At 55.3% G+C, this 25565-nt stretch carries 23 protein-coding genes; 14 read left to right on the forward strand and 9 right to left on the reverse strand.

Annotation, left to right across the window (positions count from 1 at the left end; all coding sequences use genetic code 11):
- The first annotated feature begins 68 nt into the window (after positions 1-68).
- Positions 69-956, forward strand: coding sequence for a site-specific tyrosine recombinase XerD (xerD, locus tag IEW52_RS02990; RefSeq protein WP_188628587.1), 888 nt, complete (start codon positions 69-71; stop codon positions 954-956).
- 189 nt (positions 957-1145) lie between these two features.
- Positions 1146-2891 carry a single-stranded-DNA-specific exonuclease RecJ gene (gene recJ, locus IEW52_RS02995; RefSeq protein ID WP_229667763.1) on the forward strand — a complete coding sequence of 582 codons (1746 nt, stop codon included), beginning with the start codon at positions 1146-1148 and terminating at the stop codon, positions 2889-2891.
- Between the two features lie 112 nt (positions 2892-3003).
- On the opposite strand, the gene IEW52_RS03000 is transcribed toward recJ, so the two are convergent.
- The gene (locus IEW52_RS03000) at positions 3004-3330 is read right to left on the reverse strand and encodes a c-type cytochrome (RefSeq protein ID WP_188628588.1); all 327 of its coding nucleotides are present in this window, start codon (positions 3328-3330) and stop codon (positions 3004-3006) included.
- A 197-nt stretch (positions 3331-3527) separates the two neighbouring features.
- Here IEW52_RS03000 and IEW52_RS03005 point away from each other — a divergent pair, with 197 nt between their 5' ends.
- The gene (locus IEW52_RS03005; protein ID WP_229667764.1) at positions 3528-3758 is read left to right on the forward strand and encodes a YgaP family membrane protein; all 231 of its coding nucleotides are present in this window, start codon (positions 3528-3530) and stop codon (positions 3756-3758) included.
- Between the two features lie 174 nt (positions 3759-3932).
- Here the strand turns inward: IEW52_RS03005 and IEW52_RS03010 are convergent, their stop codons facing one another.
- Complete coding sequence (locus IEW52_RS03010; protein WP_188628589.1) at positions 3933-5813, reverse strand: methyl-accepting chemotaxis protein; 1881 nt, start codon at positions 5811-5813, stop codon at positions 3933-3935.
- Between the two features lie 194 nt (positions 5814-6007).
- On the opposite strand from IEW52_RS03010, the gene prfB reads away from it, so the two are divergent.
- Together prfB and lysS are read left to right on the forward strand one after the other, a co-directional pair.
- A protein-coding gene (prfB, locus tag IEW52_RS03015) for a peptide chain release factor 2 (protein ID WP_188628590.1) occupies positions 6008-7106 on the forward strand; the annotation gives its coding sequence in 2 pieces (ribosomal slippage) (positions 6008-6082 and positions 6084-7106; 1098 coding nt in all).
- 23 nt (positions 7107-7129) lie between these two features.
- Positions 7130-8617, forward strand: coding sequence for a lysine--tRNA ligase (gene lysS, locus IEW52_RS03020; protein ID WP_188628591.1), 1488 nt, complete (start codon positions 7130-7132; stop codon positions 8615-8617).
- 194 nt (positions 8618-8811) lie between these two features.
- On the opposite strand, the gene IEW52_RS03025 is transcribed toward lysS, so the two are convergent.
- From IEW52_RS03025 to IEW52_RS03040, 4 genes are all read right to left on the reverse strand, one after another.
- Positions 8812-10215 carry an aspartate aminotransferase family protein gene (locus IEW52_RS03025; protein ID WP_188628592.1) on the reverse strand — a complete coding sequence of 468 codons (1404 nt, stop codon included), beginning with the start codon at positions 10213-10215 and terminating at the stop codon, positions 8812-8814.
- Between the two features lie 235 nt (positions 10216-10450).
- The gene (locus tag IEW52_RS03030; protein WP_188628593.1) at positions 10451-11962 is read right to left on the reverse strand and encodes an NAD-dependent succinate-semialdehyde dehydrogenase; all 1512 of its coding nucleotides are present in this window, start codon (positions 11960-11962) and stop codon (positions 10451-10453) included.
- Between the two features lie 293 nt (positions 11963-12255).
- Positions 12256-12726: an Lrp/AsnC family transcriptional regulator gene (locus IEW52_RS03035; RefSeq protein ID WP_188628594.1), complete on the reverse strand. Its 471-nt coding sequence runs from the start codon at positions 12724-12726 to the stop codon at positions 12256-12258.
- A gap of 22 nt (positions 12727-12748) precedes the next feature.
- Positions 12749-13936 (reverse strand): M24 family metallopeptidase, encoded by a 1188-nt coding sequence (locus IEW52_RS03040; RefSeq protein ID WP_188628595.1) that lies wholly within the window; start codon positions 13934-13936, stop codon positions 12749-12751.
- Positions 13937-14383: 447 nt separating this feature from the next.
- Between IEW52_RS03040 and IEW52_RS03045 the strand changes: the two genes are divergently transcribed.
- Positions 14384-15670: a dicarboxylate/amino acid:cation symporter gene (locus IEW52_RS03045; RefSeq protein WP_188628596.1), complete on the forward strand. Its 1287-nt coding sequence runs from the start codon at positions 14384-14386 to the stop codon at positions 15668-15670.
- A 255-nt stretch (positions 15671-15925) separates the two neighbouring features.
- On the forward strand, positions 15926-17746 hold the full coding sequence (locus tag IEW52_RS03050) for a mechanosensitive ion channel family protein (RefSeq protein ID WP_188628597.1): 1821 nt from the start codon (positions 15926-15928) through the stop codon (positions 17744-17746).
- Between the two features lie 41 nt (positions 17747-17787).
- Here the strand turns inward: IEW52_RS03050 and IEW52_RS03055 are convergent, their stop codons facing one another.
- Complete coding sequence (locus tag IEW52_RS03055; RefSeq protein WP_188628598.1) at positions 17788-18222, reverse strand: PACE efflux transporter; 435 nt, start codon at positions 18220-18222, stop codon at positions 17788-17790.
- 90 nt (positions 18223-18312) lie between these two features.
- Here IEW52_RS03055 and IEW52_RS03060 point away from each other — a divergent pair, with 90 nt between their 5' ends.
- Positions 18313-19203 carry a LysR family transcriptional regulator gene (locus IEW52_RS03060; RefSeq protein ID WP_188628599.1) on the forward strand — a complete coding sequence of 297 codons (891 nt, stop codon included), beginning with the start codon at positions 18313-18315 and terminating at the stop codon, positions 19201-19203.
- On the opposite strand, the gene ygfZ is transcribed toward IEW52_RS03060, so the two are convergent.
- Positions 19185-20087 (reverse strand): CAF17-like 4Fe-4S cluster assembly/insertion protein YgfZ, encoded by a 903-nt coding sequence (ygfZ, locus tag IEW52_RS03065; protein WP_188628600.1) that lies wholly within the window; start codon positions 20085-20087, stop codon positions 19185-19187. The genes IEW52_RS03060 and ygfZ overlap by 19 nt on opposite strands.
- A gap of 124 nt (positions 20088-20211) precedes the next feature.
- Here ygfZ and IEW52_RS03070 point away from each other — a divergent pair, with 124 nt between their 5' ends.
- Positions 20212-20475 (forward strand): FAD assembly factor SdhE, encoded by a 264-nt coding sequence (locus IEW52_RS03070; protein WP_188628601.1) that lies wholly within the window; start codon positions 20212-20214, stop codon positions 20473-20475.
- Positions 20444-20848 carry a protein YgfX gene (locus tag IEW52_RS03075; protein ID WP_188628602.1) on the forward strand — a complete coding sequence of 135 codons (405 nt, stop codon included), beginning with the start codon at positions 20444-20446 and terminating at the stop codon, positions 20846-20848. Before IEW52_RS03070 ends, IEW52_RS03075 begins: the two co-directional genes overlap by 32 nt.
- Before the next feature lie 220 nt (positions 20849-21068).
- Here IEW52_RS03075 and nadB read toward each other — a convergent pair whose 3' ends face one another.
- Complete coding sequence (gene nadB, locus IEW52_RS03080; protein ID WP_188628603.1) at positions 21069-22667, reverse strand: L-aspartate oxidase; 1599 nt, start codon at positions 22665-22667, stop codon at positions 21069-21071.
- A 183-nt stretch (positions 22668-22850) separates the two neighbouring features.
- Here nadB and rpoE point away from each other — a divergent pair, with 183 nt between their 5' ends.
- From rpoE to IEW52_RS03100, 4 genes are read left to right on the forward strand one after another with little or no spacing between them, the layout of a single operon-like run.
- Complete coding sequence (rpoE, locus tag IEW52_RS03085) at positions 22851-23429, forward strand: RNA polymerase sigma factor RpoE (RefSeq protein ID WP_188628604.1); 579 nt, start codon at positions 22851-22853, stop codon at positions 23427-23429.
- 28 nt (positions 23430-23457) lie between these two features.
- Complete coding sequence (locus IEW52_RS03090) at positions 23458-24024, forward strand: sigma-E factor negative regulatory protein (protein ID WP_188628663.1); 567 nt, start codon at positions 23458-23460, stop codon at positions 24022-24024.
- A 12-nt stretch (positions 24025-24036) separates the two neighbouring features.
- Positions 24037-25023 carry a MucB/RseB C-terminal domain-containing protein gene (locus tag IEW52_RS03095; RefSeq protein ID WP_308424517.1) on the forward strand — a complete coding sequence of 329 codons (987 nt, stop codon included), beginning with the start codon at positions 24037-24039 and terminating at the stop codon, positions 25021-25023.
- 21 nt (positions 25024-25044) lie between these two features.
- Positions 25045-25494, forward strand: coding sequence for a SoxR reducing system RseC family protein (locus IEW52_RS03100; protein ID WP_188628605.1), 450 nt, complete (start codon positions 25045-25047; stop codon positions 25492-25494).
- Positions 25495-25565: the final 71 nt, after the last annotated feature.

Genomic DNA, 25565 nt, shown 5'->3' on the forward strand with positions numbered 1-25565 from the left:
CCGTTATCGCTTCAGACAATGGAACTATCATAACAGAAGCTTTTCTGTGAGCAGAGCCTGGAGTAGTGATGAGTTATCCGTTAGTCGAGCAGTTTGTAGATGCCCTTTGGCTGGAAAAGGGGCTGTCGGATAATACGCTGGCGTCTTATCGCAGCGACCTGTCGCATTTTGCCGTCTGGCTGGACAACACCGGCAACAGCTTGCTGGCGGTAGACGGCCTGACCTTGCAGCAGTATCTGGCGCATCGGCTCGATTTGGGCTTCAAGGCCAGCAGCACGGCACGCATGCTCAGCGTGTTGCGGCGGTTTTTTCAGTATCTGCACCGCGAACAGTTGCGAGATGACGACCCCAGTATCCTGATTGCCGGGCCCAAGCTGCCCAAGCGGCTACCCAAAGATCTGAGTGAACAACAGGTGTTGAACCTGCTGCAAGCCCCCGAGGTGGAAGATCCGCTGGAGTTGCGCGATAAGGCCATGCTGGAACTATTGTATGCTACCGGCCTGCGGGTGACCGAACTGGTGAGCCTGTCGATGGAAAGCATCAGCCTGCGCCAGGGGCTGGTGCGGGTCACGGGCAAGGGTAACAAGGAACGCCTGGTGCCCATGGGCGAAGAGGCACTGCACTGGTTGACCCTGTACCTTAAAGAGGCGCGTGCCAGCCTGTTGGGCGAACAGCCCTCGGATGTGGTGTTTCCGTCGCGCCGGGCACGGCAGATGACCCGACAAACCTTCTGGCATCGTATTAAGTTGTACGCCCAGCGCGCCGGTATCAACGGTGATTTATCGCCTCACACCTTGCGCCACGCCTTTGCCACTCACCTGCTGAACCACGGTGCCGACTTGCGGGTGGTACAAATGCTGCTCGGCCATTCCGACCTGTCCACCACCCAGATTTATACCCACGTCGCCACCCACCGCCTCAACGCCCTGCATGAAGAGCACCACCCCCGTGGATAAGGATGTGAAGAGTGAAGAGTAATGGGTGAAGGGGATGACATAACACTGGCGACTGAAGATAATGCCAGGCTTGGGGTTATTTTAAATATCGTCCTCTTTATGCTTCACCCTTCACTGACTTCAAGCGCCGTTGCAAATTTCACGCATGGCGGTTAGTGTTGCCTTCCTGTTTAAATAACCAGTACCTGCATGCCAGCTACCAATATGACTCCTTCTCGATTAGCCATTCGGCGCCGTGTGAGCGCACCTCATCAGTTACCTACGGATTTATCGCCGATTATACAGCGGCTGTATGCCAGCCGTGGCGTGGTGCGGGCGGAACAGCTTGACCTGACTGCCAGGGCCTTGCTCAAGCCGGGATTCAAGGGCATGAACGAGGCGGTACGGATCCTCGAGCAAGCCATGGCGGCGCAGCGCAATATCGTGATCGTGGGCGATTTTGACTGTGATGGTGCCACCAGCTCGGCGCTGATGGTACATGGCTTGCGGGCCATGGGGGCCAAACATGTGGATTATCTGGTGCCCAATCGCTTCGACTATGGCTACGGGCTCAGCCCGCAAGTGGTGGAGGAAGTGGCCAAGCTGAATGGTGAGCTGCTGATTACCGTGGATAACGGTATTTCCAGCCACGCCGGGGTGGCCGCCGCCAATGCGCTGGGCATGCAGGTGATTGTCACCGACCATCACCTGCCCGGCGAGGTACTCCCCGACGCCGCCGCCATCGTCAATCCCAATCAGCATGACTGTGACTTTCCGTCCAAGAATCTGGCCGGGGTGGGGGTGGCGTTTTATCTGTTGCTGGCGCTGCGCGCGGCACTCACCGAGCATGGCTGGTTTGAAGGGCAGGGCATCACCGCCCCCAACATGGGCGAATACCTGGACTTGGTGGCACTGGGTACGGTGGCCGACGTGGTGGCGCTGGATGCCAATAATCGGGTATTGGTGCATCAGGGATTGCAGCGTATGCGTGCCGGTCGGTTGCGGCCCGGCATTCAGGCGCTGATAGACATATCGGGGCGTAACCAGTCACGGCTGGTGGCCAGCGATCTCGGTTTTGCACTGGGCCCACGGCTGAATGCGGTAGGACGGCTGGACGATATGTCGATGGGTGTCGCCTGCCTGCTCAGTGAAAACCTTGATGAAGCGCGCAAGCTGGCAGCCATGATGGACGACCTTAACCGCGAGCGTAAGGCAATAGAAGCCAGCATGCAGCATGAAGCGCTGGCCAGCCTCACCAAGGTGCAGATCAGTGATGGCGAATTGCCCAGTGGTTTGGTGCTGCATCAGGATGATTGGCATCAAGGCGTGGTCGGCCTGGTGGCCTCGCGCATCAAGGAGCGTTATTACCGACCCGTTATCGCCTTTGCCGAAGCCGGAGACGATGAGCTGAAAGGCTCGGGGCGCTCCATTCCCGGCGTTCACCTGCGGGATCTGCTGGAAGCGGTGGATCGCCAGCATCCCGGCTTGATAGACAAATTTGGTGGCCATGCCATGGCGGCGGGTTTGTCTTTGCGCAAAGCGGCTTTGGCCCCCTTCAAGGCGGCATTTGAACGCACCGTTAACGAGTGGGTGAGTCCGGAATTACTGGCTGGCGAAATTCTAAGTGATGGCGAGCTGACCGCCACCGAGTTGACCCTGTCCCTGGCCGAGCAGTTGCGCTTTGCCGGCCCCTGGGGGCAGGCGTTTCCCGAACCCTTGTTCGATGGTGACTTTAGAATTATCAAGCAGCGTTTGGTGGGCGAAAAACACCTGAAGCTGGTGCTCAGCGCGGATGAAGGCCGCACCCTGATTGATGCCATTGCCTTTAACGTGGATTTGGCGGTGTGGCCCAATGCCGGTATCAACAAGGTGCAACTGGTGTACAAGCTGGATGTCAACGAATGGCAGGGCAAGCAGTCACTGCAGCTGCTGGTGGAAAAAATCGCCCCGCTTTAACCTTCGCCGCACGCTTTACGCCATACGCTGTAAGCCAGAATCAAACATCCGAGTTTGTCTTTAGCTTACGGCGTACAGCGTATTAATAGTGTCATGACAATATTAAATACCATTACAGCTGGCTGTAATGAGCCGCAATATCGGCAATATCCTGGTCGCTCAGGTTGGCTGCCTGTGGGGTCATCATGGCGGCCATACCTGCTGTACGTTCACCTGCTCGATAGGCTTTGAGTGCGCTTTCAATGTCGGCGGCTGCTTTGCCGGCAAGCTGTGGGTAGATATCGACCGTCGGCTTGCCTTCCGGGCCATGACAGGCAGCACAGGCCGTAACTTTACCGGCACCAGCCGTGGCATCACCTGCCGCATTCGCCAGGCCAGAGTGCGCCATGACTCCCAGTAATGCGACCCCAACAAAGCCGCTTCTCCATTTATTCGACATAGTGCTTCCTTCTTGGTGGCAGAGCCTCGATAACCGATACCTATGATGATCAAGAATCTATTGAGTCCTGGTGTGGACAGTAGTGCACACGGCGATTCACGCCATTGATCCCGGTCAAGATTACAGCGAAAGTACCCGGCTTCCCGCGCTCTTGTGTGTTTGTATCACTGTTTTTGGCAGCGCCAAGATCCAGAAGCATGACTAAGCTTGAACCATGGCTCAATCGCGGGAGAACACAGGTGGCAGTCAATATGGGGACTCTGGATCGGATTTTGCGCGCTGTAGTGGGGGCGGTGTTAATTGCACTGGTCTTTGTGGGGCCGCAAACGGCCTGGGGCTGGCTGGGCGCCATTTTGCTGGTCACCGCCTTTACGGGCGTATGCCCGGCGTATTCCATGCTTGGCATTAAAACCTGCAAGACGAAATAGGATTTCGCGGCCAACCAATCCTAAATACACTATTTGCCGTCCGAGGCTTCCGTTCTTGGTGCTGTGGAGCAGCATGCTGTCATGACCGCAGAATAAAAACAGGGAGCAGAATTGCTCCCTGTTTTTATTATTGTTGGCCAAGATGTGGCTTACTCTGCGTTACACGCCACTCTGTTAAAGGATAAAGGCGCTGACCAGTCCGTTCAGCTCACCTGCCTGCTTGTGCAAGTCTTTCGACTGGGCGAGAGATTGCTGGGCGTCGCTGGCCAGTTCATCGGCCACATCCTTGATAGCGGTGGTGTTCTGGGTGATTTCACCCGTCACCTGGCTCTGCTCTTCGGCGGCGGTGGCAATCTGGCTGGCCATGTCCGAAATCAGGCTGACGGCGGTGGTGATCTCGGTCAGCGCCTCGGCGGCGGCGTCTGCATCTTCCACACTCAGCTCGGCTAGATTGCGGCTGGTTTCCATCAATTGCACGGCTTCTTTGGTGGCCTGTTGCAGGGTGGTGATGGTTTCCTGAATTTCTTCGGTCGACTTGTGGGTGCGCTGTGACAACACGCGCACTTCGTCGGCCACCACCGCAAATCCTCGACCCTGCTCACCGGCTCGCGCCGCTTCTATGGCGGCGTTAAGCGCCAACAGGTTGGTTTGTTCGGCAATGCCCTGAATGGTCGACAAGACGCTCGATATTTCCTTGGCATGCAAGTCCAGTCGCTGGATCACGCCGGCGGCCTGAATCATCTCTTGGGACAGCGAATGAATGGAGTCGCGGGTTTTATTCACCTGCTGTTTGCCGTGGGCGGTGCTGCTGCTCGACTGCTGAGCGGCGGTGGCGGTTTGTTCGGCGTTATTGGCAATTTCATGAGTCGCCGACGCCATTTCGGTGACGGCGGTGGCCACCATGGTCACTTCTTGTTGCTGGCGACCCAGTTCGGTGACGGTTTGGTTGGCGCGTACCGAGGCCTGTTCGGCATTGCTGCCCAGATATTCCGCCTGGCTGCGGATCTGGCTGATCAATTCGGCCTGACTGCCCACAAAACGGTTGAAGTTGGTGGCCAGCATACCGACTTCATCCTGGCTCTGGATCTCGATGCGTCGGGTTAAGTCGCCCCGGCCACCGGCAATTTGCGCCAATGCCTGAGAAACGCGCAGCAAGGGCGCAAGCAGCCATTGCACCAGCAGGCTGATCAATATGGCTGCCACCACCACGACCAGGGTCGCAATGCCCAGCTGTTGCAATAACATGGGCGCGAGCGGCGCTTCCAGTGCGGCTTTGTCCAGAATCATCAGCATCTGCCAATCGGTACCGGGCACGGCCTGGCTATACACCAGTTTGTGCTCACCGTTGAGCTCTACCGGGTGAATGTGCTCGCTTTGCTGCCATTTGCTTTGATTGGCAACGGTAATCTCGTTATCGATTCTGCTGGCTGGCTGCAGGATCATCGACTGATCATGGTAGGCGATGATGGTGCCATCCTTGCTCAGCATCATGGCATAGCCTTTGGCCGGTAATTTTACGGCATTAACATCTTTGATCAGCTGGCTGATGCCGACGTCGCCGCCGATCACACCAGAGATCTGGCCATAACTGCGTACCGGCTCAGCCAGGGTCACGACCGTGCCCAGGCCGGTGGCGTCTTCGTAAGGCGAGGTAATAATGGCCTGATTTTCTGCCATTGCCTGCTGATACCAGGGGCGGCTGCGTGGGTCATACCCGGTACGATCGATACCGGGGTCATCATCATACATAACGCCGTCTTTGGTGCCAAAGTAGCTCAGCTGAAAACCGCCGGCTTGCTTGGCTTGTTGCAGGGCGGGCAGACGCGCCTGCTCCAGCTGTTGGGCGGCGGCCGTCAGCATGCCTTGGCGGATCTGGAACCAGCGAGTGACTTTTTCGGCTTCGCGCTCGCCCAGGCTGGCGACCAGGGTTTCACTGTCTTCATACAATCGGGCTTTCATATTGTGAAAGCTGATGGTGCTGAGGGCCGTTACCGTGACGATAATGGCGACAATGAAACTCAATAGAATCTTATGCTTTAATTTTAGTTTATTCATTTTTGATATTCGGCTGCGGGGGTTGCTAGCAATATCGACCGCTGTTAATGAAACTTTAACTGAATTTTAATATCGCTGGCGTGACAAAATGTAGCCACTCCCTACTGCGTTTGTGCTCGGCTTTCGGTAGAATCAAGCTCTTGATGTTGGCGCAACGCCACATACACTCAGTACAATAGAGAGTCATTTGACCCATGTTTGAAGTAAACCCTGTGAATAATAAACTTAAGGAGCTGTCTGAACGGGCACAGCTTCTTAGGGGGTACCTTTGACTATGATGCCAAGAAAGAGCGTCTGGAAGAGGTAAACGCCGAGCTGGAACAGCCGGATGTATGGAATCAGCCCGAGCGTGCCCAAGCACTGGGTAAAGAAAGATCCACGCTGGAAGGCGTTGTTGGCACCCTTGAAGAGTTAGACCAGGGTATCGTCGATATTGGCGAGCTGGTTGAGCTGGCGGTGGAAGAAAACGACGAAGACACCTTTGAAGAAGCCAAGGCCGAACTCGAGGTGTGGGATAAAAAGCTGGCCGATCTGGAATTTCGCCGCATGTTTTCTGGCGAAAATGACGCCGCCGACTGTTATCTGGATCTGCAATCTGGCTCTGGTGGCACCGAAGCCCAGGACTGGTGCAGCATGGTACTGCGCATGTATTTGCGTTGGGGTGAAGCCAGCGGCTTTAAAACCGAGATTATCGAGCTGTCCGATGGCGATGTGGCCGGCGTTAAATCGGCGACCGTTAAATTCAGCGGTGAATATGCCTTTGGCTGGTTGCGCACCGAGTCTGGCGTGCACCGTTTAGTGCGCAAGTCGCCGTTCGATTCCGGCGGCCGTCGTCATACCTCCTTCTGCTCGGCTTTTGTGTATCCGGAAATTGACGACAATATCGAAATTGAAATCAATCCGTCCGACCTGCGGGTAGACACCTACCGTGCCTCGGGCGCCGGTGGTCAGCACGTTAACCGAACCGATTCGGCGGTGCGTTTGACTCACGAACCCACAGGTATAGTGGTGCAGTGCCAAAACGACAGATCCCAGCATAAAAACCGTGATCAGGCGATGAAGCAGCTGAAAGCCAAACTGTATGAGTTTGAGCTGCAAAAGCAGAATGCAGAAAAACAGGCGATGGAAGACAGCAAGTCCGACATTGGCTGGGGCAGTCAGATCCGCTCTTACGTGCTGGACGACTCGCGCATTAAAGATTTACGCACCGGGGTAGAAACAAGCAATACCCAGGCGGTACTCGACGGTGATCTGGACAAGTTTATTGTGGCCAGTCTCAAGTCCGGACTTTAAATCAGTTTTATACAAGGCAAATCATGACAGAGCAGTTACCAGACGAAAACAAGCTGATCGCCGAGCGCCGAGCCAAGCTTGATCATATTCGTAAAGCGTGTCCGGCCAATGGCCACCCCAACGATTTTCAGCGCGAGCACCTGGCCGCCGACCTGCAAGCCGAATTTGGCGAGCAGGACAAAGAAGCCCTGGTTGAGCTGGGCAAGGTAGTCTCGGTTGCCGGCCGTATCATGGCCAAGCGCGGTCCGTTTTTGGCGCTGCAGGACATGAGCGGCCGTATTCAGGCCTATGCCACCAAAGACGCACAAAAAATCATTAAAGAGCAGTATGTTGGCCTGGATATCGGCGACATCGTCGGTGTCACCGGTGTGCTGCACAAGTCAGGCAAGGGTGACCTGTATGTGAGCATGGACCAGTTCCAGCTGCTGACCAAGGCACTGCGTCCGCTGCCGGAAAAATTCCACGGTTTGTCGGATCAGGAAACCCGCTATCGCCAGCGTTATCTGGATCTGATCACCAATGAAGACTCGCGCCGTACGTTTCAGGTGCGCTCTCAGGTGATGGCCGCCATTCGCCAGTTCATGAACGGCCACGGCTTTATGGAAGTGGAAACGCCCATGATGCAGGTGATTCCGGGTGGCGCGTCTGCTCGTCCGTTTATCACCCATCACAATGCGCTGGATATGGACATGTATCTGCGTATTGCGCCCGAGCTGTACCTGAAGCGCTTGGTAGTGGGCGGTTTCGAGAAAGTATTCGAAATCAACCGTAACTTCCGTAACGAAGGCCTGTCGCCGCGTCATAACCCTGAATTCACCATGATGGAATTCTACTGGGCCTATGCCAACTATCAGGATCTGATGGACTTCACCGAAGAGATGCTGCGCACCGTGACCACGGATGTATTGGGCAGCTCGACCGTACAATACGGTGAAGAGACCTTCGAATTCGGTCAGCCGTTTGCGCGTATGAGCATGAAAAACTCGATTCTGGAATACAATCCGGAAGTAACGCTGGACCAGCTGGCCACCTTTGAAGGTGCCTGTGAAGTGGCGAAAGACCTGAAAATCAAGGTCGAGAGCAGCTGGGGCCTGGGCCGCGTGATCACCGAGATCTTCGAAGAAACCGTTGAGCATCGCTTGATCCAGCCGACCTTCATTACCGAGTATCCAGCGGAAGTGTCACCGCTGGCCCGCCGTAATGATAAGGATCCCAGCATTACCGAGCGCTTCGAGTTCTTCATTGGTGGCCGTGAGATTGCCAACGGCTTTGCCGAGTTGAATGATGCCGAAGATCAGGCGCAGCGTTTCCAGGATCAGGTCAATCAGAAAGATGCCGGTGACGACGAAGCCATGTTCTACGACGAAGACTATGTCACGGCGCTGGAGCACGGCCTGCCACCCACCGCAGGCCAGGGCATCGGCATCGATCGCTTGGTGATGCTGCTGACCGACTCGCACACCATCCGTGATGTGATCCTGTTCCCGACGTTGCGCCCAAGCGCGAAGTAAGCGCCTCCCCAAACGGGGAGAGCTGCGTAATAAACAAAGCCGACCCTGGGGTCGGCTTTGTTGTGTCTGGCTGGTGTTCTGTTTTTCCGTCATCCAGACGTTCGTCAGGATCTCGATTTTGGCTCGGCACTCGGCGTTAACAAATGTAGCCGCCAGCTAAAGCGGCGGCTACAAAAAACGAGTTGCTCTTTTGCTTATCCTTTCCAGTCCTTACTGCTGATCAGCTTGTCGGTGACCTGGTTGACCGCCTTTTTGGTGCGCTCCACTATGTCGTCGATCTCGTCTTTGTTCACCACCAGCGGCGGGGCGAAGCCGAGAATATCGCCGTGGGGCATGGCGCGGGCGATCAGGCCCTGCTCCAGACAGGCGGCAGCTATTTGCGGGCCCACCTTGAGCGCGGGATCAAAGTGCGTGCGTTCGGCCTTGTTGCTGGAAAACTCCAGCGCATGCAGCAGACCCACGCCGCGGCTTTCGCCCACCAGCGGATGTTCGGCAAAGGTCTCGTTCATGCGTTGCTGCAAATAGGCACCGGTATCGCGGGCGTTCTCGGTGAGATTCTCGCGGGCAATAATATCCAGATTACACAAGGCCGCCGCCGCACCCATGGGGTGGCCGGAATAGGTATAACCGTGGCCGATGGCGCCCCAGTCATCCGTGCCCTGCTCCAGCACCTGCCACACCTTATCGCCGACGATCACGCCTGATAAAGGCTGATAGGCCGAGGTTAACCCCTTGGCGATGGTCATCAGATCCGGCTTCATGTCGTAGTGAGTCGAGCCGAAGTCTGACCCCAGTCGGCCGAAGCCACACACCACCTCATCGGCAATCAACAGAATGTCGTACTTGTCGAGCACCTGCTTGATTTCGCTCCAGTAGCCTTCGGGCGGCGGCACTATGCCACCGGTGCCCAGTACCGGCTCACCGATCATGGCGGCCACCGTGTCCGGCCCTTCCGCCAGGATCATCTTTTCCAGCTCGGCGGCGCAGTAGCGCGAGAATTCCGCCTCGCTCATGTTGTTGTCGGGGCGGCGGTAATACACGGGGGCTATCGTGTGCTTGATGCGTTCCAGCGGCAGATCGAAATGGGCATGAAACAGCGGCAGCCCGGTCATAGAGCCGGAGGCGATGCTGGAACCGTGATAGCCGCGATCCCGGGAGATGATCTTCTTCTTCTGTGGGCGGCCGAGTACGTTGTTGTAGTACCAGACCAGTTTCAGCTGGGTTTCGTTGGCATCACTGCCCGACATGCCGTAATACACCTTGCTCATGCCGGCGGGGGCCATTTTGATGATGCGATCCGACAGCTCGATCAGCGCCTCGTTAGTGTGGCCAACGTAGGTGTGATAGTAGGCCAGCTTTTTCGCCTGCTCGTAAATGGCCTCGGCCATCTCGACGCGGCCGTAGCCGATGTTAACGCAATAAAGGCCGGCAAAGGCATCAATCAGCTCGATACCGGTGGAGTCGATAATGCGGATGCCCTGGGCGCCGGTAATAATGCGGCCGGGTATTTCCCCGTGGGCATATTGCTTGAGGTGGGTCGAGGCATGAAAAACGCTGTTACGGTCTATTTCCAATAACTTTTTAGTATCCAGAGTCATGATGCTCTCCTTAAGTTTCATGATGCTAAATGACAATAATTTGTTCTTAAAGACCAAGAGCTCCTTTGCAACGGAATCCACAGAACCCACGGAAAAATGAAGATGAGATAAGGTCGAAAAATTCTTGTGAGTTAGACCTTACAAATCATGATCCTTTTTCGTCTTTGCTATGGTTATTCGCCCATGCGTTCCGTATTCCTTGCTGTAAAGAGCTGTGGCAAAACCAAGTTCCTCTTCACCCTTCACGCATTAAGCCACCCAGGCAGTAGTATTTAAGCTGGCTGTATTCGTCGAAACCGTGGCGGCTGCCTTCGCGGCCGAGGCCGGATTGCTTGACCCCGCCAAAGGGAATGCCGTGGCCGGTCATTTTCACCGAGTTCACCGACACCATGCCGAACTCCAGCCCGTGCAACAGTTGCCAGATGGCGCGAATATCGTGGCCATAAATATAGGCGGCCAGACCATATTCGGTGTCGTTGGCCTGAGCAATCAGGCTGGGCAAATCGTTGTAGGGCAGCACACCGGCCACGGGGCAAAAGTTCTCTTCGCGAAACACCTTCATCTGCGGCGTAATATCCGCCAGCAGGGTGGGCATGAAGAAATTGGTGCCCGGGGCTTGCTGCTGGCTACCGGCAATCAGTCGCGCGCCTTTGGCGAGTGCGTCATCCACCAGTTCTTGTGCCTTGTCCACGGCCTGGCGGAAGATCAGCGGGCCCATGGTCACGTCTTTATCGAAGCCGTTGCCCACCTTGATCTGTGCCATTTCCTCGGCAAAGGCCTGCAAAAAGGCTTCGTACTGGGTATAGGGCACGAAGATGCGGTTGGCGGCCAGGCAGTCTTGCCCCGCCGTCTGAAACTTGGCAGCCACCGCCGCCTTGGCCGCGGCGGTAATGTCCATGTCGGGCAACACAATAAAAGGCGCATTGCCGCCCAGTTCCATCGAGCATTTCTTGACCGTGCTGGCCGCTTGCTCCAGCAACACTTTGCCAACCCGGGTAGAGCCGGTAAACGACAGGGCGCGGACCTTGTCGGATTTACACAGTACGCTACCAATTTCGCTGCCCTTGCCGGTCACCACGTTATAGACACCGGCCGGAAAACCGGCCCGCTCGGCCAGCTCCGCCAGTGCCAGTGCGGAGAAGGGCGTTTCGCTGGCGGGTTTGATCAGCACGGTGCAGCCTATTGCCAGCGCCGCCGCGGCTTTGCGGGTGATCATGGCATGCGGAAAGTTCCAGGGCGTGATCAGTGCCGCCACGCCTATTGGCTCGCGAAGGGTGGCCAACTGGGCGTTGGGAATGTGGCTGGGAATTGTATCGCCATAGGCGCGGCGCGCTTCTTCTGCAAACCAGCGCACAAACGAGGCGCCATAGTCTATTTCGCCACGGGCATCATTCAGCGACTTGCCTTGTTCCAGTACCATCAGAGTGGCCAGGTCTTCCTTGTTTTCCAGTATCAGGTCGTGCCAGCGCATCAGGATGGCGGCGCGCTCGTCGGCCATTAGCTTGCGCCAGGGGCCAAAGGCGGCATCGGCGGCGGCGATGGCCTGCTCGATCTGTGCTGGATCAAGCTGGGTGCAATGGCCAATCACATCATCGGTGGCCGGATTAAAGACGGTAATGTCTTGCGAGCCATGCACCCACTTACCATTGATGTACGCCAGTTCGCGCACCAGGCGGGCATCGCTGAGATACGGCATGATGGCGTCGGTCACTTTGCTGTTGACCACTGACTGAAGTTGAAGACTCATAAGCGCACCTCTTTATCCTTTTATGGGGCGAGAGAGCAGCAAGCATCTGCTTGATAGCTGCTATACCTTGAGTCTAGTGAGTTGGGGCCAGGTTACTTTTTGTAAGCACGCGCAAAGGTGACGGTTTTTTCTGTTTGTGTGCGGTTAACAGAAGGTTTTTTCTGTTGGCTGTAAATAGGTGTATCGAGGCTGCGGGATGTTATTCAAACCCTCCTGCTAACGCAGGACCGGCAGCTAAAGCGCCGGACTACAGGGCGGTGGGTTTGGCTTGGCGCCGGGCGCTCGGTGCGGTTTTAAGGTGTCTCGGATATTCTGGGCGTGGTGGTCTGTTTGATGGTCTTGGTGACTATGTAGGTAAAGTATTTGTCTATGCCCAGCTCCGATGCCAGCCAGCTGTCGACCAGGCGCTGATATTGATCGATACCCTCGCATAGCACCCGAAGAACATAATCCACGCCGCCGCCGGTAGCGTAGCAGTCCGCGACCTGATCGCACTCGGCCATGGCGTGCTCAAAGCGCTGCATGCTGCTGGCGCTATGGCTGTTCAGGCTGACTTCAACCAATACCGAGGTTTGTTTACCGAGCACCTGGCTGTTGATGCGCGCGCCATAGCCTTCAATGATACCGGCTTGTTCCAGGCGCTTTACCCGCTCCCAGCAGGGACTGACCGACAGGTTGATGGCCTCGGCCAGTCCTGTTTTGGTGATGCGACCCTGAGTCTGCAAAATCTGTAAAATCTGAATGTCGTATCTGTCCAGGCGCATAGATGGGCTTCCTTTTGCCAGGCTATTTTTTTACAAACAAGTGTCGTGGATAGTTGCTGAGGGTTTCCACTCCGGTTTTGGTAATCACGATACTCTCTGTGGTTTCCATACCCCAGTCATCCAGCCACAGGCCGGGCATAAAGTGAAAGGTCATGCCGGGCTTCAGTATGGTTTGATCGGTATTACGCAGACTCATGGTGCGCTCGCCCCAGTCTGGTGGATAGCTCAGGCCGATGGGGTAACCGCAGCGCGCGCCTTCCCGGTTAAAGCCGTATTTGGCCAGGGTGGCGTTGAGGGCATTGGCAATATCGGCACAACGATTGCCGGGTTTGGCGGCTTCCAGTCCGGCTTCCAGCCCGGCATTGAGTGCCTCGTCGGCACGTAAAAAATCGTCTGTGGGTTGCCCAAGATAAATAGTGCGCGACAGCACGCAATGATAACGGCGATGACAACCCGCCAATTCCAGAAAAGTCCCCTCGTTCTGGTTAATCGGTCGGTCGTCCCAGGTGAGATGGGGCGCCGAGGCGTCTTTGCCCGAGGGAAGCATGGGCACTATGGCCGGATAATCTCCATATTGGCCGTTATGCCCTGTCATGGCCACGCGATACACCTCGGCCACCAGCAGGTTTTTGGGTAAGCCCGGCTCTATCATATCGAACGCGGCCTGGTGCATGTTTTCGACGATACGTGCCGCAACCCGCATATAACGCAGCTCGGTTTCAGACTTGATGGCCCGGCACCAGTTAACCAGGCTGGTAGCATCCACCAGCTCGGCATCGGGCAGGTTGTCTCGCAGTGAAAAATACGCCTTGGGGCTGAAATAGTAGTTATCCATCTCAACGCCGATATTGCCATAGGCCCAGTCGCGGGGTTTCAGCTCCTGATTGGCCAGGTATTCCATGGCATGCAGCAGCGGGTTCATCACGTAGTAGTCGGGGTACCAGGTAATGTTCTCTTCCTGCAAATATACGGTGCGTTTGGCACCGTAAGAATCCATGTGTCGACCAAACCAGAGCGGTTCGCCCGTTGGGCCGACCACCACTACCTGAGGGGTATAAAACGACCAGCCATCGTAGCCGGTCAGCCAGGCCATGTTGGAAGGGTCGTGCAGGATAAGCGTTTGAATGTTTTTTCGCGCCATGGCGGATCTCACCTTGGTCAGGCGCTGGCGGTACTCTTTGGTAGAGAAGCTGGGAAGGTGTTTTTGCATATCACGCCTCGCTGTTGACGGAGAGTCGAGCCCGAACTTCGACACGCTGCGCCGGCACGGGATGCGATGGGGAGTCGTGGGCGGCGATGCTGTTCATGCCCAAGCGGAAACCATTCTTTCTGTCAGCATAGCAATGAACTCAATCTGTGCTGCAAAGTCGTTGTTTATATCGACGAATTTCAGGGTGATAGTTACAGGTAATCCGACTGGCTATCACCCCAATATGTAAACAGATGATCTCGTTATGGATTCTTTTGGAGCATTTATCACGTGAAGTGAGACAAATATTTGTGATTTTGTTCACGGAGTAATCGTTTGTAGTGGTTGTGGGGTTGCCGAACTGTTTTTTAAATGTAAAATCCCGCCTCTAGTAAAATACCCAGTTTACTTTGCTGCCTAAGTAATAGATGGCAGCCTAATTATTTTGCTCACATTGAGGATTACACCATGCAAGGATCACTCTCCACCCGTATCTTCGTCGGCTTGTTTGTCGGCCTGGTGATCGGCAGCATGATTCAGTATCTTTTTGCTGATGTTGCATTTTTGAACGACAACATAGTAGGGTTGGCGGAAGGGCTGGGGGGCATGTTTGTGTCGCTCATCAAGCTGATGGTGGTTCCCCTAGTGTATATCTCCATTGTGACCGGTATTTGCGAGCTGCGCGATATTGCCAGCTTCGGTCGTCTGGGCAGCAAGACCTTTGGTCTTTATATCGTCAATACCATGCTGTCTATTGCCGCCGCCATTCTGGTTGGGGTGATCTTTCAGCCCGGCATGGGCGCGACTCTGCCCCATGGCGCTTCTACTACCGTTAAACTGGCCACCACGGAAACGCCGGATATTGGCGCCATGCTGATTGGTATTGTGCCCAGCAACCCGGTGCAGGCGTTTGCCTCTGGCGATATGCTGCAGATTATCTTTATGGCCATTATTACCGGTCTGGCCATTCAGGCCATGGGCAGCGCCGCCGCGCCTGCCATGCGTACCTTCCGCGTTGCCAATCAGGTGATGATGAAGCTGGTTGGCCTGGTGATGACGCTGGCGCCTTACGGTGTCTTCGCGCTGATGATAAGCCTGGGTGCGACTCTGGAAGCCAACACGCTGATGTCGGTCGCCGGTTACGTAGGCCTGGTGGTACTGGTGCTGACCTTCTGGATTCTGGTGGTTTACCCGCTGGCGGTCTGGCTGACCACAGGCATCAAACCCAAGATGTTCCGTCAGGCAACTCGCGAGCAGCTGTTGTTTTCTCTTTCCACTGCCAGCTCTAACGCCACCATTCCGGTGACCATGCGCACCCTGACCGAAAAACTGGGCGTGTCTCGTGCCATCGCCGGTTTTGGTGTGCCGCTGGGTGCCACCATCAACATGTCTGGTTCGGCTATTTACATCACGCTGGCTGCCATGTTTGCCGCCAATATTTCCGGCACGCCCATCCCTATGGGGGATCTGCTGACTGTAGGCGTGACCGTACTGCTGATGTCTGTAGGCGTGGGTGGTGTACCCGGCGGTGCCGTGGTCATGGCCGGTGTGTTGCTGCACCAGATGGGCCTGCCCATTGAAGCCATGGCCATCATCATGGCGGTAGACCGCATCAACGATATGTTCTGTACCGCGTCCAACGTGGTCGGTGACACGGCGGTGAATACCATAGTGGCGCAAATGGAAGGTAATCCTCAACCAGTAGAAGAAGCTGAGTTGAAAGCCGAGCCGGTAGCGGACAAGCAAAACGCCTGATATAAACAGTGAGTTTTTGAGATGTAAAACGGCCCTTCAAGGGCCGTTTTTGTATCTGTCAGATGCTGGTTGACCGCCGTGCTTGCTTTCCTCTTCGTAACAGGGCGATGCCCCGTGCGGCTATGTTGCCCGGCAGAAGACATCTTTACCCGTCTTGGCTATGCTCTGTACTCGTATGCCCCTGGCGGGGACTGAGCAGCGGGTTACGCACCCGGAGCCGATAACCAAGACCCACAATAGCCATTGCTGGAGAAGATGATTAGCAAGACACAACGGATAGAAAAGTTCAATTCTGCAATCACCAGGCAAAGAGCTGGGCAGAAGCGCGTTGCCGCCGGCATGGTGGCCATGACGGGTATGTCTGGTCGTCGCATGTATGCCTGGTTGGGGCCCCTGTTGGGCATTTTGCTGGTGGGGCTGCTATGCCTGATGCCGTTAATGGCCGTTGCCGCGGCTGAGCAGGATTCTTCATCCTGGTATGAGAGTGAGCTTGATGTGACCGGCTCCAGCAAGGGAGCCGAAGGTACCAACCGGCGCACCCCACGTGAGACAGTGCGCAATTTTGTGGCGCTGACCGAAGCGGGAGAATACGAAAGGGCGGCTGATTTCTTGAACCTGGCGGATTTACCGCCGAGCGAGAGGGTCGCTCGCGGCTCCGATCTTGCCCGCCAGTTGGGCCTGGTGATAGATCGGCAGCTGTGGATTGACTGGGCCGGGCTCTCGGCGCGCCCCGATGCCATGCGCGATCAGGGCTCGGCCAATCATCCGCTCGCGGGCCAGGCGCGGCGTGATATTGGATTGAAAATGGTTAAAGTGAAGGGGCAGGCCTACGAAATTCGCCTGGGCCGCTATAAATCGGAGGAAGCCGAGCCGGTCTGGCTGTTCACGCCGCAGACGGTGGAGAATATTCCCATTCTGTATCGTGCTTTCGGGCCCCATCGGTTTGAAGTCTATATTCCCACGCCGTTGAAACAGCGCCTGGGTGGCTTGCGACTCTGGGAGTGGTTTGCGCTGCCGATGTTGTTGTGTGTGCTGTTGGGATTGGGCTTTCTGATTAACCGTATGATCCGCTGGTTGGGTCACAAGGCCAAGAGTCCGGTATTACGTCAGGCTGCGGAAAAAACGCGGATCCCCCTGGCATTGGTTGCGATGGCGATTGCAGCTCAGCTCTTTATCAAGCTGGGGGTGTCCTTCTCTGGCCCGGCCACCAATATCGTCCGCCCCTTGCTGGTTATTATCATAGTGTCGGGGCTGGGCATGACGGTGCTCAAAATCATTGATGCCGTTCTTAACCGTGTCACGCTGCGCATGATTGGTGAAATCGACGATACCCGCAGCATCAAGAAACGCGAACTTTATACCTCTATCTATGCTTTGCGCAGGGTGGTGGTGTTGGTGATGGTAGCGGCATCGGTGATTGTGGTGCTGATCCGGCTGAACCTGTTCGAGTCGCTGGGAATTACCCTGCTGGCATCGGCCGGGGTGGTAACGGTACTACTGGGAATAGCAGGACAGGCGGTGCTGGGTAATATAATGGCATCGCTGCAAATTGCCCTGGCCAAACCGGTGCGCATTGGTGATAGCGTGTTGTTTGAAGGCAACTGGGCCTACGTTGAAAGCATATTTTATACCTTTATTCGACTGCGTACCTGGGACGAGCGCCGCATCATAGTGCCGGTTAAATATTTCATCTCGCAGCCCTTCGAGAACTGGTCGGTTAAGGATGCGCGGATCATGAAAACCATCACCCTGTTTCTGGATCACCGGGCTGATATCACCCTGCTGCGGGAAGTGTTTATCGAGCTGGCCAAGCAGGACGAGGGCGTGATCGATCATCATACGCTGGCCGCGAATGTCACACGGCATACGCGCGGAGGGCAGGAAATAGCATTTTATGCGATGTCTCCTGATCCCTCGACCGCCTGGGCGATGGCGATGCGTCTGCGAGAGGTCATGCTGGATCATGTGCGCACCCATCATCCAGACTGGTGGCCCAGCGAGCGGATTGATGCCGACGATGTGAATGCGCGCCTGGCTGCGGCGGCCAAGGAGACTTCCGGACCGTCAGCTGATTGAACAACTTGTTTTCATATTTGGGTGATAGCAATAAACCCGCGTTAGTTTGTGCCAGCGGTGAGGGTTGAGGGCACAGGAAACACCTTGTCGTAGAGCAGGTTATAGACAAAGGCATACACCAGATAAAAAGCGGACATAGCCACGCCCATGGTAAAGGCTTGCCACAGAGTGATGCTTAAATGCCAGGCTATTATCGGTAAAAACAGTGTCAGCAAGCCGCCCTCGAACAAGAAAGCATGGTAAATCCTTATCTGAGTCGTTTTACGCACATCGCCGCGCAGCCGCAACATGGCGTGATCGAACAGTATGTTGTAGAAATAGTTCCATACGGTGGCGATAACGGAGCCCACCACCGCCATGATGCCCATCTCGAACATGTTATAGCCGAACGCCAAGGCGGCAACAGGGGCGAAAATAATCAGGCCTATGATTTCAAAGCCCAGGGTATGGCGAATACGATCTTTGGTGGTGCGCATTAAAATTCCTTGCTGATTCCATCGTCTGATGGCTAATACTATCTGCTAATATCCTATATCAAAGTTGGTATGTATCGGATTTTAAGATAGATGAGTTTCTCTCTGGAACAATTACAAGCATTTGTGACCACAGTGGATGCGGGGTCTTTCTCTGCTGCTGCCCGTCGACTGGGCAAGGCTCAGTCGGTGATCAGTACTGCGATATCCAATCTGGAAATCGATCTTGGCAACAGCCTGTTTCTGCGCAGCGGCCGCTATCCACGTCTGACCCCGGCGGGTGAGCGGCTACTGGCGGAAGCCAGGATAATATTGGAGCGTTGCGAGCATTTTCGTGGCGTGGCCAAAAGCCTGGGTGAAGGGGTGGAAAGCCGGCTGGTACTGGCGGTTGACGAGCTGTATCCCTCGGAGCGGCTGGGTGCGCTTATGGACGAATTTTCCCGCTGTTTTCCCAGTGTCGAGCTGGAGCTTCTGTTTCCACTGATGGAAGATGTCAGCCGCCTGGTGCTGGAAGAGAGAGCCGATTTGGGCATTATGTGGCGTCAGGAAATTTTACCCTCGGCACTCAACTTTCATGCGCTTGGCCGGGTACCATTGAAAGTCGTCTGTGCACCGGATCATGCACTGGCGGGTCAGCGAGTAGGGTGGGAAGAGCTTAAACGGTATCGCCAGCTGATGGTGGCTACGCGTAATGACAGCGAAGAGAAAGTGCGGTTACGCGTTGCGGCCGATGTCTGGTGGGTAGAAAGTCAGTGGGTGATCGTCGAGTTGGTACAGCGCAACCTGGGCTGGGCGTTTGTGCCCGCACACGTGGTGGCCAGCGCCCTGGATAATGGGTATCTGGTCTCGCCGACTCTGGAATTTGACGATCAGGACTGGCCGGTGGCACTGGAGCTGATCTGGCACAAGCAGCGGCCTTTGGGCAAGGCCGCTGCCTGGCTAAAAGAAGCAGCGATTGAAGCGGCTCAGTCTATCAGCTCGTAGGGCAAAGGCTGCAGGGCAAGGCGACTGTCGTCCTGACCTTTTATTCTGAACAGGGTGTCGGGATCCATGTCTTTGTTGAGCACAGAGGTGAGCATGCATTCTTCGCCTTGCTGCCAGGCACTGAGCACGGTACCGGCCCGGCGCCAGTTCTCGCCCAGTTGCATTTCAATGTCCTGGTTGATGGCAATGTCATCGTTACAGCTGCCGGCCAGCACAAACATGGCTTTTTTATTGGCGCCACGGTACTTGGCGCGGGCCACGGTTTCCTGACCCATGTAGCAGCCCTTGGTAAAGCTGATGCCGTTCAGCGCCTGCAGATTCAGCATTTGCGGAATGTAGTCGCCCTGATGCTCGGCGCTCATATCCGGCAGACCGGCATGGATCATCAGGCCTCGCCATTGCTGTTCGTCACCCAGCGGCAACTCGGGCGGAGTGGCTTCTTTGGGCAGTACCAGCAGTGCGTGCTCGGCGGCAACGGGGATCAGTATGCCGCCTTGCCACAGGTTATCACCGTCAATTTCATGGCTGAGCCAGTGCGACAGACCTTCACCGGCAATCCCGAATACCTGCCAGTCTGCACTGACTTCTTCGACATCGGTATTGGCGAATACGGCGAATTTTTTCAGCTCGGGCAGCTGGCGCTCAACCAGTGACTGGTTAACTACCAGAAGCAGTTGTTCGCCCAGATTGGCGAGCCAGAAGCTGGCCCATAATTTGCCTTTGCTATCGCAGTGGCCACCTAGGCTGGCATCGCCCGGGGCGAGGGTGTCCAGATCACAAGTTACCTGGCCTTGCAGATACTTGGCTCTGTCGGCACCCGTCAGGCTGATAACGGCTCTATCGGATAGCGGATAAAGTACGGGAGAAGAAGAAAGAGTCAACACGGGCGCTCCCCTTGAGTGCGGTCAATGAATGAAGTGTGACCTTCATGGTAAAGATGGCCAACACATTTGTCAGCACTCATTGGACCTTATACTATGAGCTTTGTCTTATTTTTTGGATGCCTTCATGCTCAACTCATCTGATAAACCACGTCTTGTTTGGGCTTGCCGTCGTGGCATGCTTGAGCTGGACGTTATTTTAGGCCCCTTTGTCGAACACGAATATGATGGATTGACCGACGAGCATAAAGTGGTGTTTCGGCGGCTGCTGGAATGTGATGATCCCGACTTGTTCGCCTGGTTCATGGGCCATCAGCGTTCCGGTAACGCCGATTTTCAGGCCATGGTGGACTATATTCTTGAGCGTAACCAGATTCGCAATCGACGCTAAGCCCTCCCGATTATACGGCTGTTACTTACTGGCGGCGGCCAGCCTGTGGTGGCTGCCCGCCAGTATGCTGCTGAGTGCAGACCGGTTGGTGTGGTTTACGCCGGCCTGGTTATGGGTGTCGTTGTTTTTGTGGTATCGCAGTCGCGATTATCGGTTGCAGGGGGAATATAATCAGGGCGTGCTGAGCCTGAACGGGCGCAGCGGGGTACTATCAACAAAAAGTCGGGCAGGGCCCGGCTTTTTGTTGTTGATACTGGAAGACGATCCCTGGCCACCCTTGTGGTTGTTTCAGGATGCGGTACCCGATGCCGTATTTCGCCGATTGTCGCAGCGAGTCTTGCTGGCAGAAAAGACGAAAGACCACAATCAGTGAAGAGTGAAGAGTGAAGAGTGAAGAGAGAGGCGTAAAACACCGAATCTGCTGCGTAAATGTCGCCGCTTAAAGCAGCGGCGACAAACATTACCGTGATTTTGTAGGGGCGAATTCATTCGACCAATAGGGTGGCAAGGCTTTAACGCGGTCGAATTAATTCGACCCTACCACCGAGCTTGGCCTTACTTTTCACCCTTCACCCTTCACCCTTCACGCATGTTCATGGTTTCAATATTGTCGGTTTGGGATTGTCTAGCTGCTCGGGGTAATCCAGGGTGTAATGCAGGCCGCGGGATTCTTTACGCTCCATGGCCGAGCGCACGATCAAATCCGCCACCTGCACCAGGTTACGCAATTCCAGCAGGTTGTTGCTGACGCGAAAATTGGCGTAATACTCCTGAATTTCCTGTTGCAGCAGATCGATACGGCGCTTGGCCCGCTCCAGACGCTTGTTGGAGCGCACTATGCCCACGTAGTCCCACATGAACAATCGCAGCTCGTGCCAGTTGTGGTGGATCACCACTTCTTCGTCCGAGTTGGCAACCTTGCTTTCATCCCATAACGGCAATATGGGGGGCTCGGGCGTCGTGGCGAATTTGGCCAGCATATCCTGGCCAGCCGCTCGGGCGAAGACGATACATTCGAGCAAGGAATTGGAAGCCATGCGATTGGCGCCATGCAGGCCGGTGTAAGACACCTCACCGATGGCGTACAAGCCTTCGATATCGGTCTGGCCCTTGTTATCGACCATCACGCCGCCACAGGTATAATGTGCGGCGGGCACCACCGGCATGGGCTGGCGCGTAATGTCGATTCCCACCTTGAGGCAGCGCTCATAAATGGTGGGAAAATGCTTCAGAATGAAATCGGCATCTTTGTGGCTGATGTCCAGATACATGCACTCGGCACCCAGACGCTTCATTTCATGGTCGATGGCGCGGGCGACGATATCCCGGGGGGCAAGTTCGCCACGTTCGTCATAATCGGGCATAAAGCGGCTGCCGTCGGGGCGCTTGAGCAGGGCGCCTTCACCACGCAAGGCTTCCGTTAACAAAAAGTTGTTATCGGCGGGGTGAAACAGGCTGGTGGGATGAAATTGATTGAATTCCATATTGGCAACCCGACAGCCCGCGCGCCAGGCCATGGCAATGCCATCGCCAGAACTGACGTCCGGATTTGACGTGTACTGATACACCTTGGACGCGCCACCGGTGGCCATGGCAATAAAGCGGGCGCGTACGGTTTCTACCCGCTCTTTGTTGCGGTTCCACACATAGGCACCCAGTACGCGATTGCCGGGTAATCCCAGCTTGGCACTGGTAATTAAGTCCAGCGCATTCACCCGCTCCAGGATATGAATGTTAGGATGTTGCTGCACGCGTTCGTTCAAGGTGAGTTGTACGGCACGGCCGGTGGCATCGGCGGCATGAAAAATGCGCCTGTGGCTATGGCCGCCTTCCCGGGTGAGATGATAAGAGGGCTCGCCCTGGGTCGACTCTTCGGTATCGAAAGGCACACCCTGGCCGATCAGCCATTGAATGGCATCGGGTGCCTGACGGGCGGTAAATTCGACGACGGTTTCGTCGCACAAACCGGCGCCAGAGATAAGTGTGTCGGCAACATGAGACTCAATGCTGTCGGTTTCATCGAAAACAGCGGCAATGCCACCTTGAGCGTAGAAGGTGGAACCTTCTGCGAGAGGGCCTTTGCTAAGCACATGAACATTGGCGTGATCGGCCAGCTTCAATGCCAGTGACAGCCCGGCGGCACCGCTGCCAATGATGAGTACATCGCAGAGGTATTCAACGGGATCCTTCATAAAGTATCATTGGCTCAATATGGATAGTTTTTCTATGTTATCCCAAGCTGGCGGTTGACGCAGCCGGAATCATCTTTCTCAAATGAGTTTAGAACTTTTGTCCGCATCCACAGTCTATATAGGTGCGCTTATTACGGGCCGGTGTCTTTATACATCGGATTATTCGGAGGTTACGCGGCTCGCATGAGCGATTATTTAACAGACCAGCAGCTGGTTGAACGGGTACAGCGTGGCGATAAAAACGCGTACAACCTGCTGGTAAAAAAATATCAACATAAAGTGGCGAACCTAGTGTCTCGATACGTGTCCAATCCAGGAGATGTACCCGATGTGACGCAAGAGGCTTTCATCAAGGCCTATCGTGCCTTGCCCGGATTTCGGGGGGAAAGCGCCTTTTATACCTGGTTATATCGAATCGCGGTCAACACTGCGAAAAACTATCTGGTGGCGTTAAGAAGGAGGCCACCGGGGCGAGACGTAGAAATTGAAGATGCTGAATATTATGACGGTGGCGATGGTTTAAGAGATCAGGCGACACCGGAACGACTCATGTTATCGGACGAGATCAAGCGTGCAGTGTTCGACACCATAGAAACACTGCCGGAAGATCTTAAAACGGCGATAACCTTGCGAGAGCTGGAAGGGATGAGCTATGAGGATATTGCGCATGTGATGGATTGCCCGGTAGGGACAGTTCGCTCTCGAATCTTTCGAGCACGTGAAGCAATAGATAAGCAAGTCCAGCCGTTACTTCAGGGTTGAACGGGGAATAACTGTTATGGCAAACGTTATGGCAAATAAAGAGCAAATCTCGGCACTGGTAGATGGAGAAATCCAGGACAAGGTCTTGCTTGAGCAACTCGGTAACGAGCCGGATCTGGCCGATACTTTTGGCCGCTATCATTTATACGGTGATGTGCTGCGCAACGAGATACCCAGCCACTTGCAGCTGGATTTGAGTGACCGTATTGCAGCGGCTCTGAACGACGAACCCGCCATGGTGGCTGCACCGGCAACATCGTCGTTTGATGAGGGGGGGAAAGCCACCGAAAAAGACAATGTGGTACGGCCTCGTTTTGGACGAGTGTCGCCCTTGCTTCGTTATGTTGGGCAATTTGCGGTGGCAGCGTCTGTGTCGGCAGCCCTGATTGTGGGCGTGCAGCAATATAGCCAGAACGACTTGCAGTCTCCGGTGCTGAACACGATTCCTTTGAATGGTGGTGCGGCTCCCGTTAGCTTGAACTATCAGATGGAACCGCGTCAGCAGGTCAATGAACAGGCTCTGCTGGAGCAGCAGCGTCGTATTCATGAGTTGTTAATGGATCATGAGTTGCAGCAACGACTGCGCCAAAACTAAAGGTAATTGGTCTTGAGAATACAGGGGCTGCGTGCCGTTATCCTGATAGTGGCCTGGGTGTTGCCCGGTGTCGTTATGGCTGAGGAAGACTCAGCAGAAGTGGTGTTGCAACGTATGCAACAGGCTTATCATCAACTGAACTTCGAGCTGACGCTTATCGAATTCAGCCAGGGGCAGCTTGAACCCAAGCGCCTGACCCGGGGGCATTTGAATGGGCAGGTACTGACCCATCTGACCCATCTTAACGGACGTCCTCGCGAGTTTGTGCAGCGTGACGATGAAACCAGTTTTTTTGATGCCAGCCACAGTGGCTATACCCTGAAAGACGCCAATTTACCCGGGCTCTTCTATCGTCTGCAACAGGTGTCGCTGCCTCCCATGCTGGAGCATTACGATGCCGTGCTGGCCGGACGCAGCCGGGTGTTGGGCCGCGTGGCTCAGGTCGTGCGACTGGTGCCCAGGGCGCCGGGTTATTATGGCTATGTGTTGTGGCTGGATCAGGAAAGCGGTTTGCTGGTCAAGCTGGATACCTTGAATCAGGATGCGACCGTAGTAGAGCAAAGCATGGGCGTGGCACTTAAAATCAGCGATACCCCCAGTCCGCTGGTCAACGAGCTGAAAATAGCTTCATTGCCACCGGCCATGTCGGTTACCGATGTGTATCCTATGCCGCAACAACCCTTGCCCTGGCACATAGGCTGGCTACCCGATGGTTTCCAACTGCGCTCGCAAGACAGGCACAAGTTACCCATTACCGAACAGCCTGTTGATTACCTGATGTTGTCTAACGGTTTGGTCGACATATCCGTTTATATTGCCAAGGCAGGAGCCGAGGCCGATATGAACCAGCAGTTGATTCGGCAGGGTGCTACGCATCTGCTCAGTCTGATGAATCCAAGACAGGTCGAAATCACCGTAGTGGGCGCGATTCCTGCCGATACGGCTCGCCAGATAGCGGAATCGATCGCGTATGACGAGGCGTCCTCAACTGCGCCATAACAGCACAACAAGAGCCAGCGTATGATAGAAGAAGTTGCCACCGTATCGGCCGTGTATGCCGGCGGGGTAGAAGTGGTCTGTTTTAGCAAGTCGGCCTGCGGCCAGTGCAAGCAGAACAGCCAGTGCGGCACCGGTCTGGTGTCCAAGGCCCTGCCGGGCCGGGATCACAGATTCAGAATTGCCACCGACTTGCCGCTCGCGGTTGATCAACAGGTGCGCATCGGTATTCCCGAGCACAGCCTGATCAACAGTGCTCTGCTGGTTTATCTCTTGCCCCTGTTGTTATTGCTGGGGGGCGCCTTGCTGGCCAGCGCCGGGCTGGGGATGGGAGATGGCGGTACCCTGGCCGGAGCGGCCGTGGGAGGCTTTATCGGGTTTATGCTGGCATCACGCTGGGCCAAGGGCAATAATCGCTTACAAACCGACCCCGTCATTATCGCTCCCATACTACCGGTGACCAATATCGACTAAGGATTGGCCACGGTAGGGCTAATCCAGTAGAATCCTGCCTTTGACTCTTCGCTTTTCAGACTACGGACTCC

It is taken from the genome of Oceanisphaera marina, from assembly GCF_014643915.1.
GTDB classification, from domain to species: domain Bacteria; phylum Pseudomonadota; class Gammaproteobacteria; order Enterobacterales; family Aeromonadaceae; genus Oceanimonas; species Oceanimonas marina.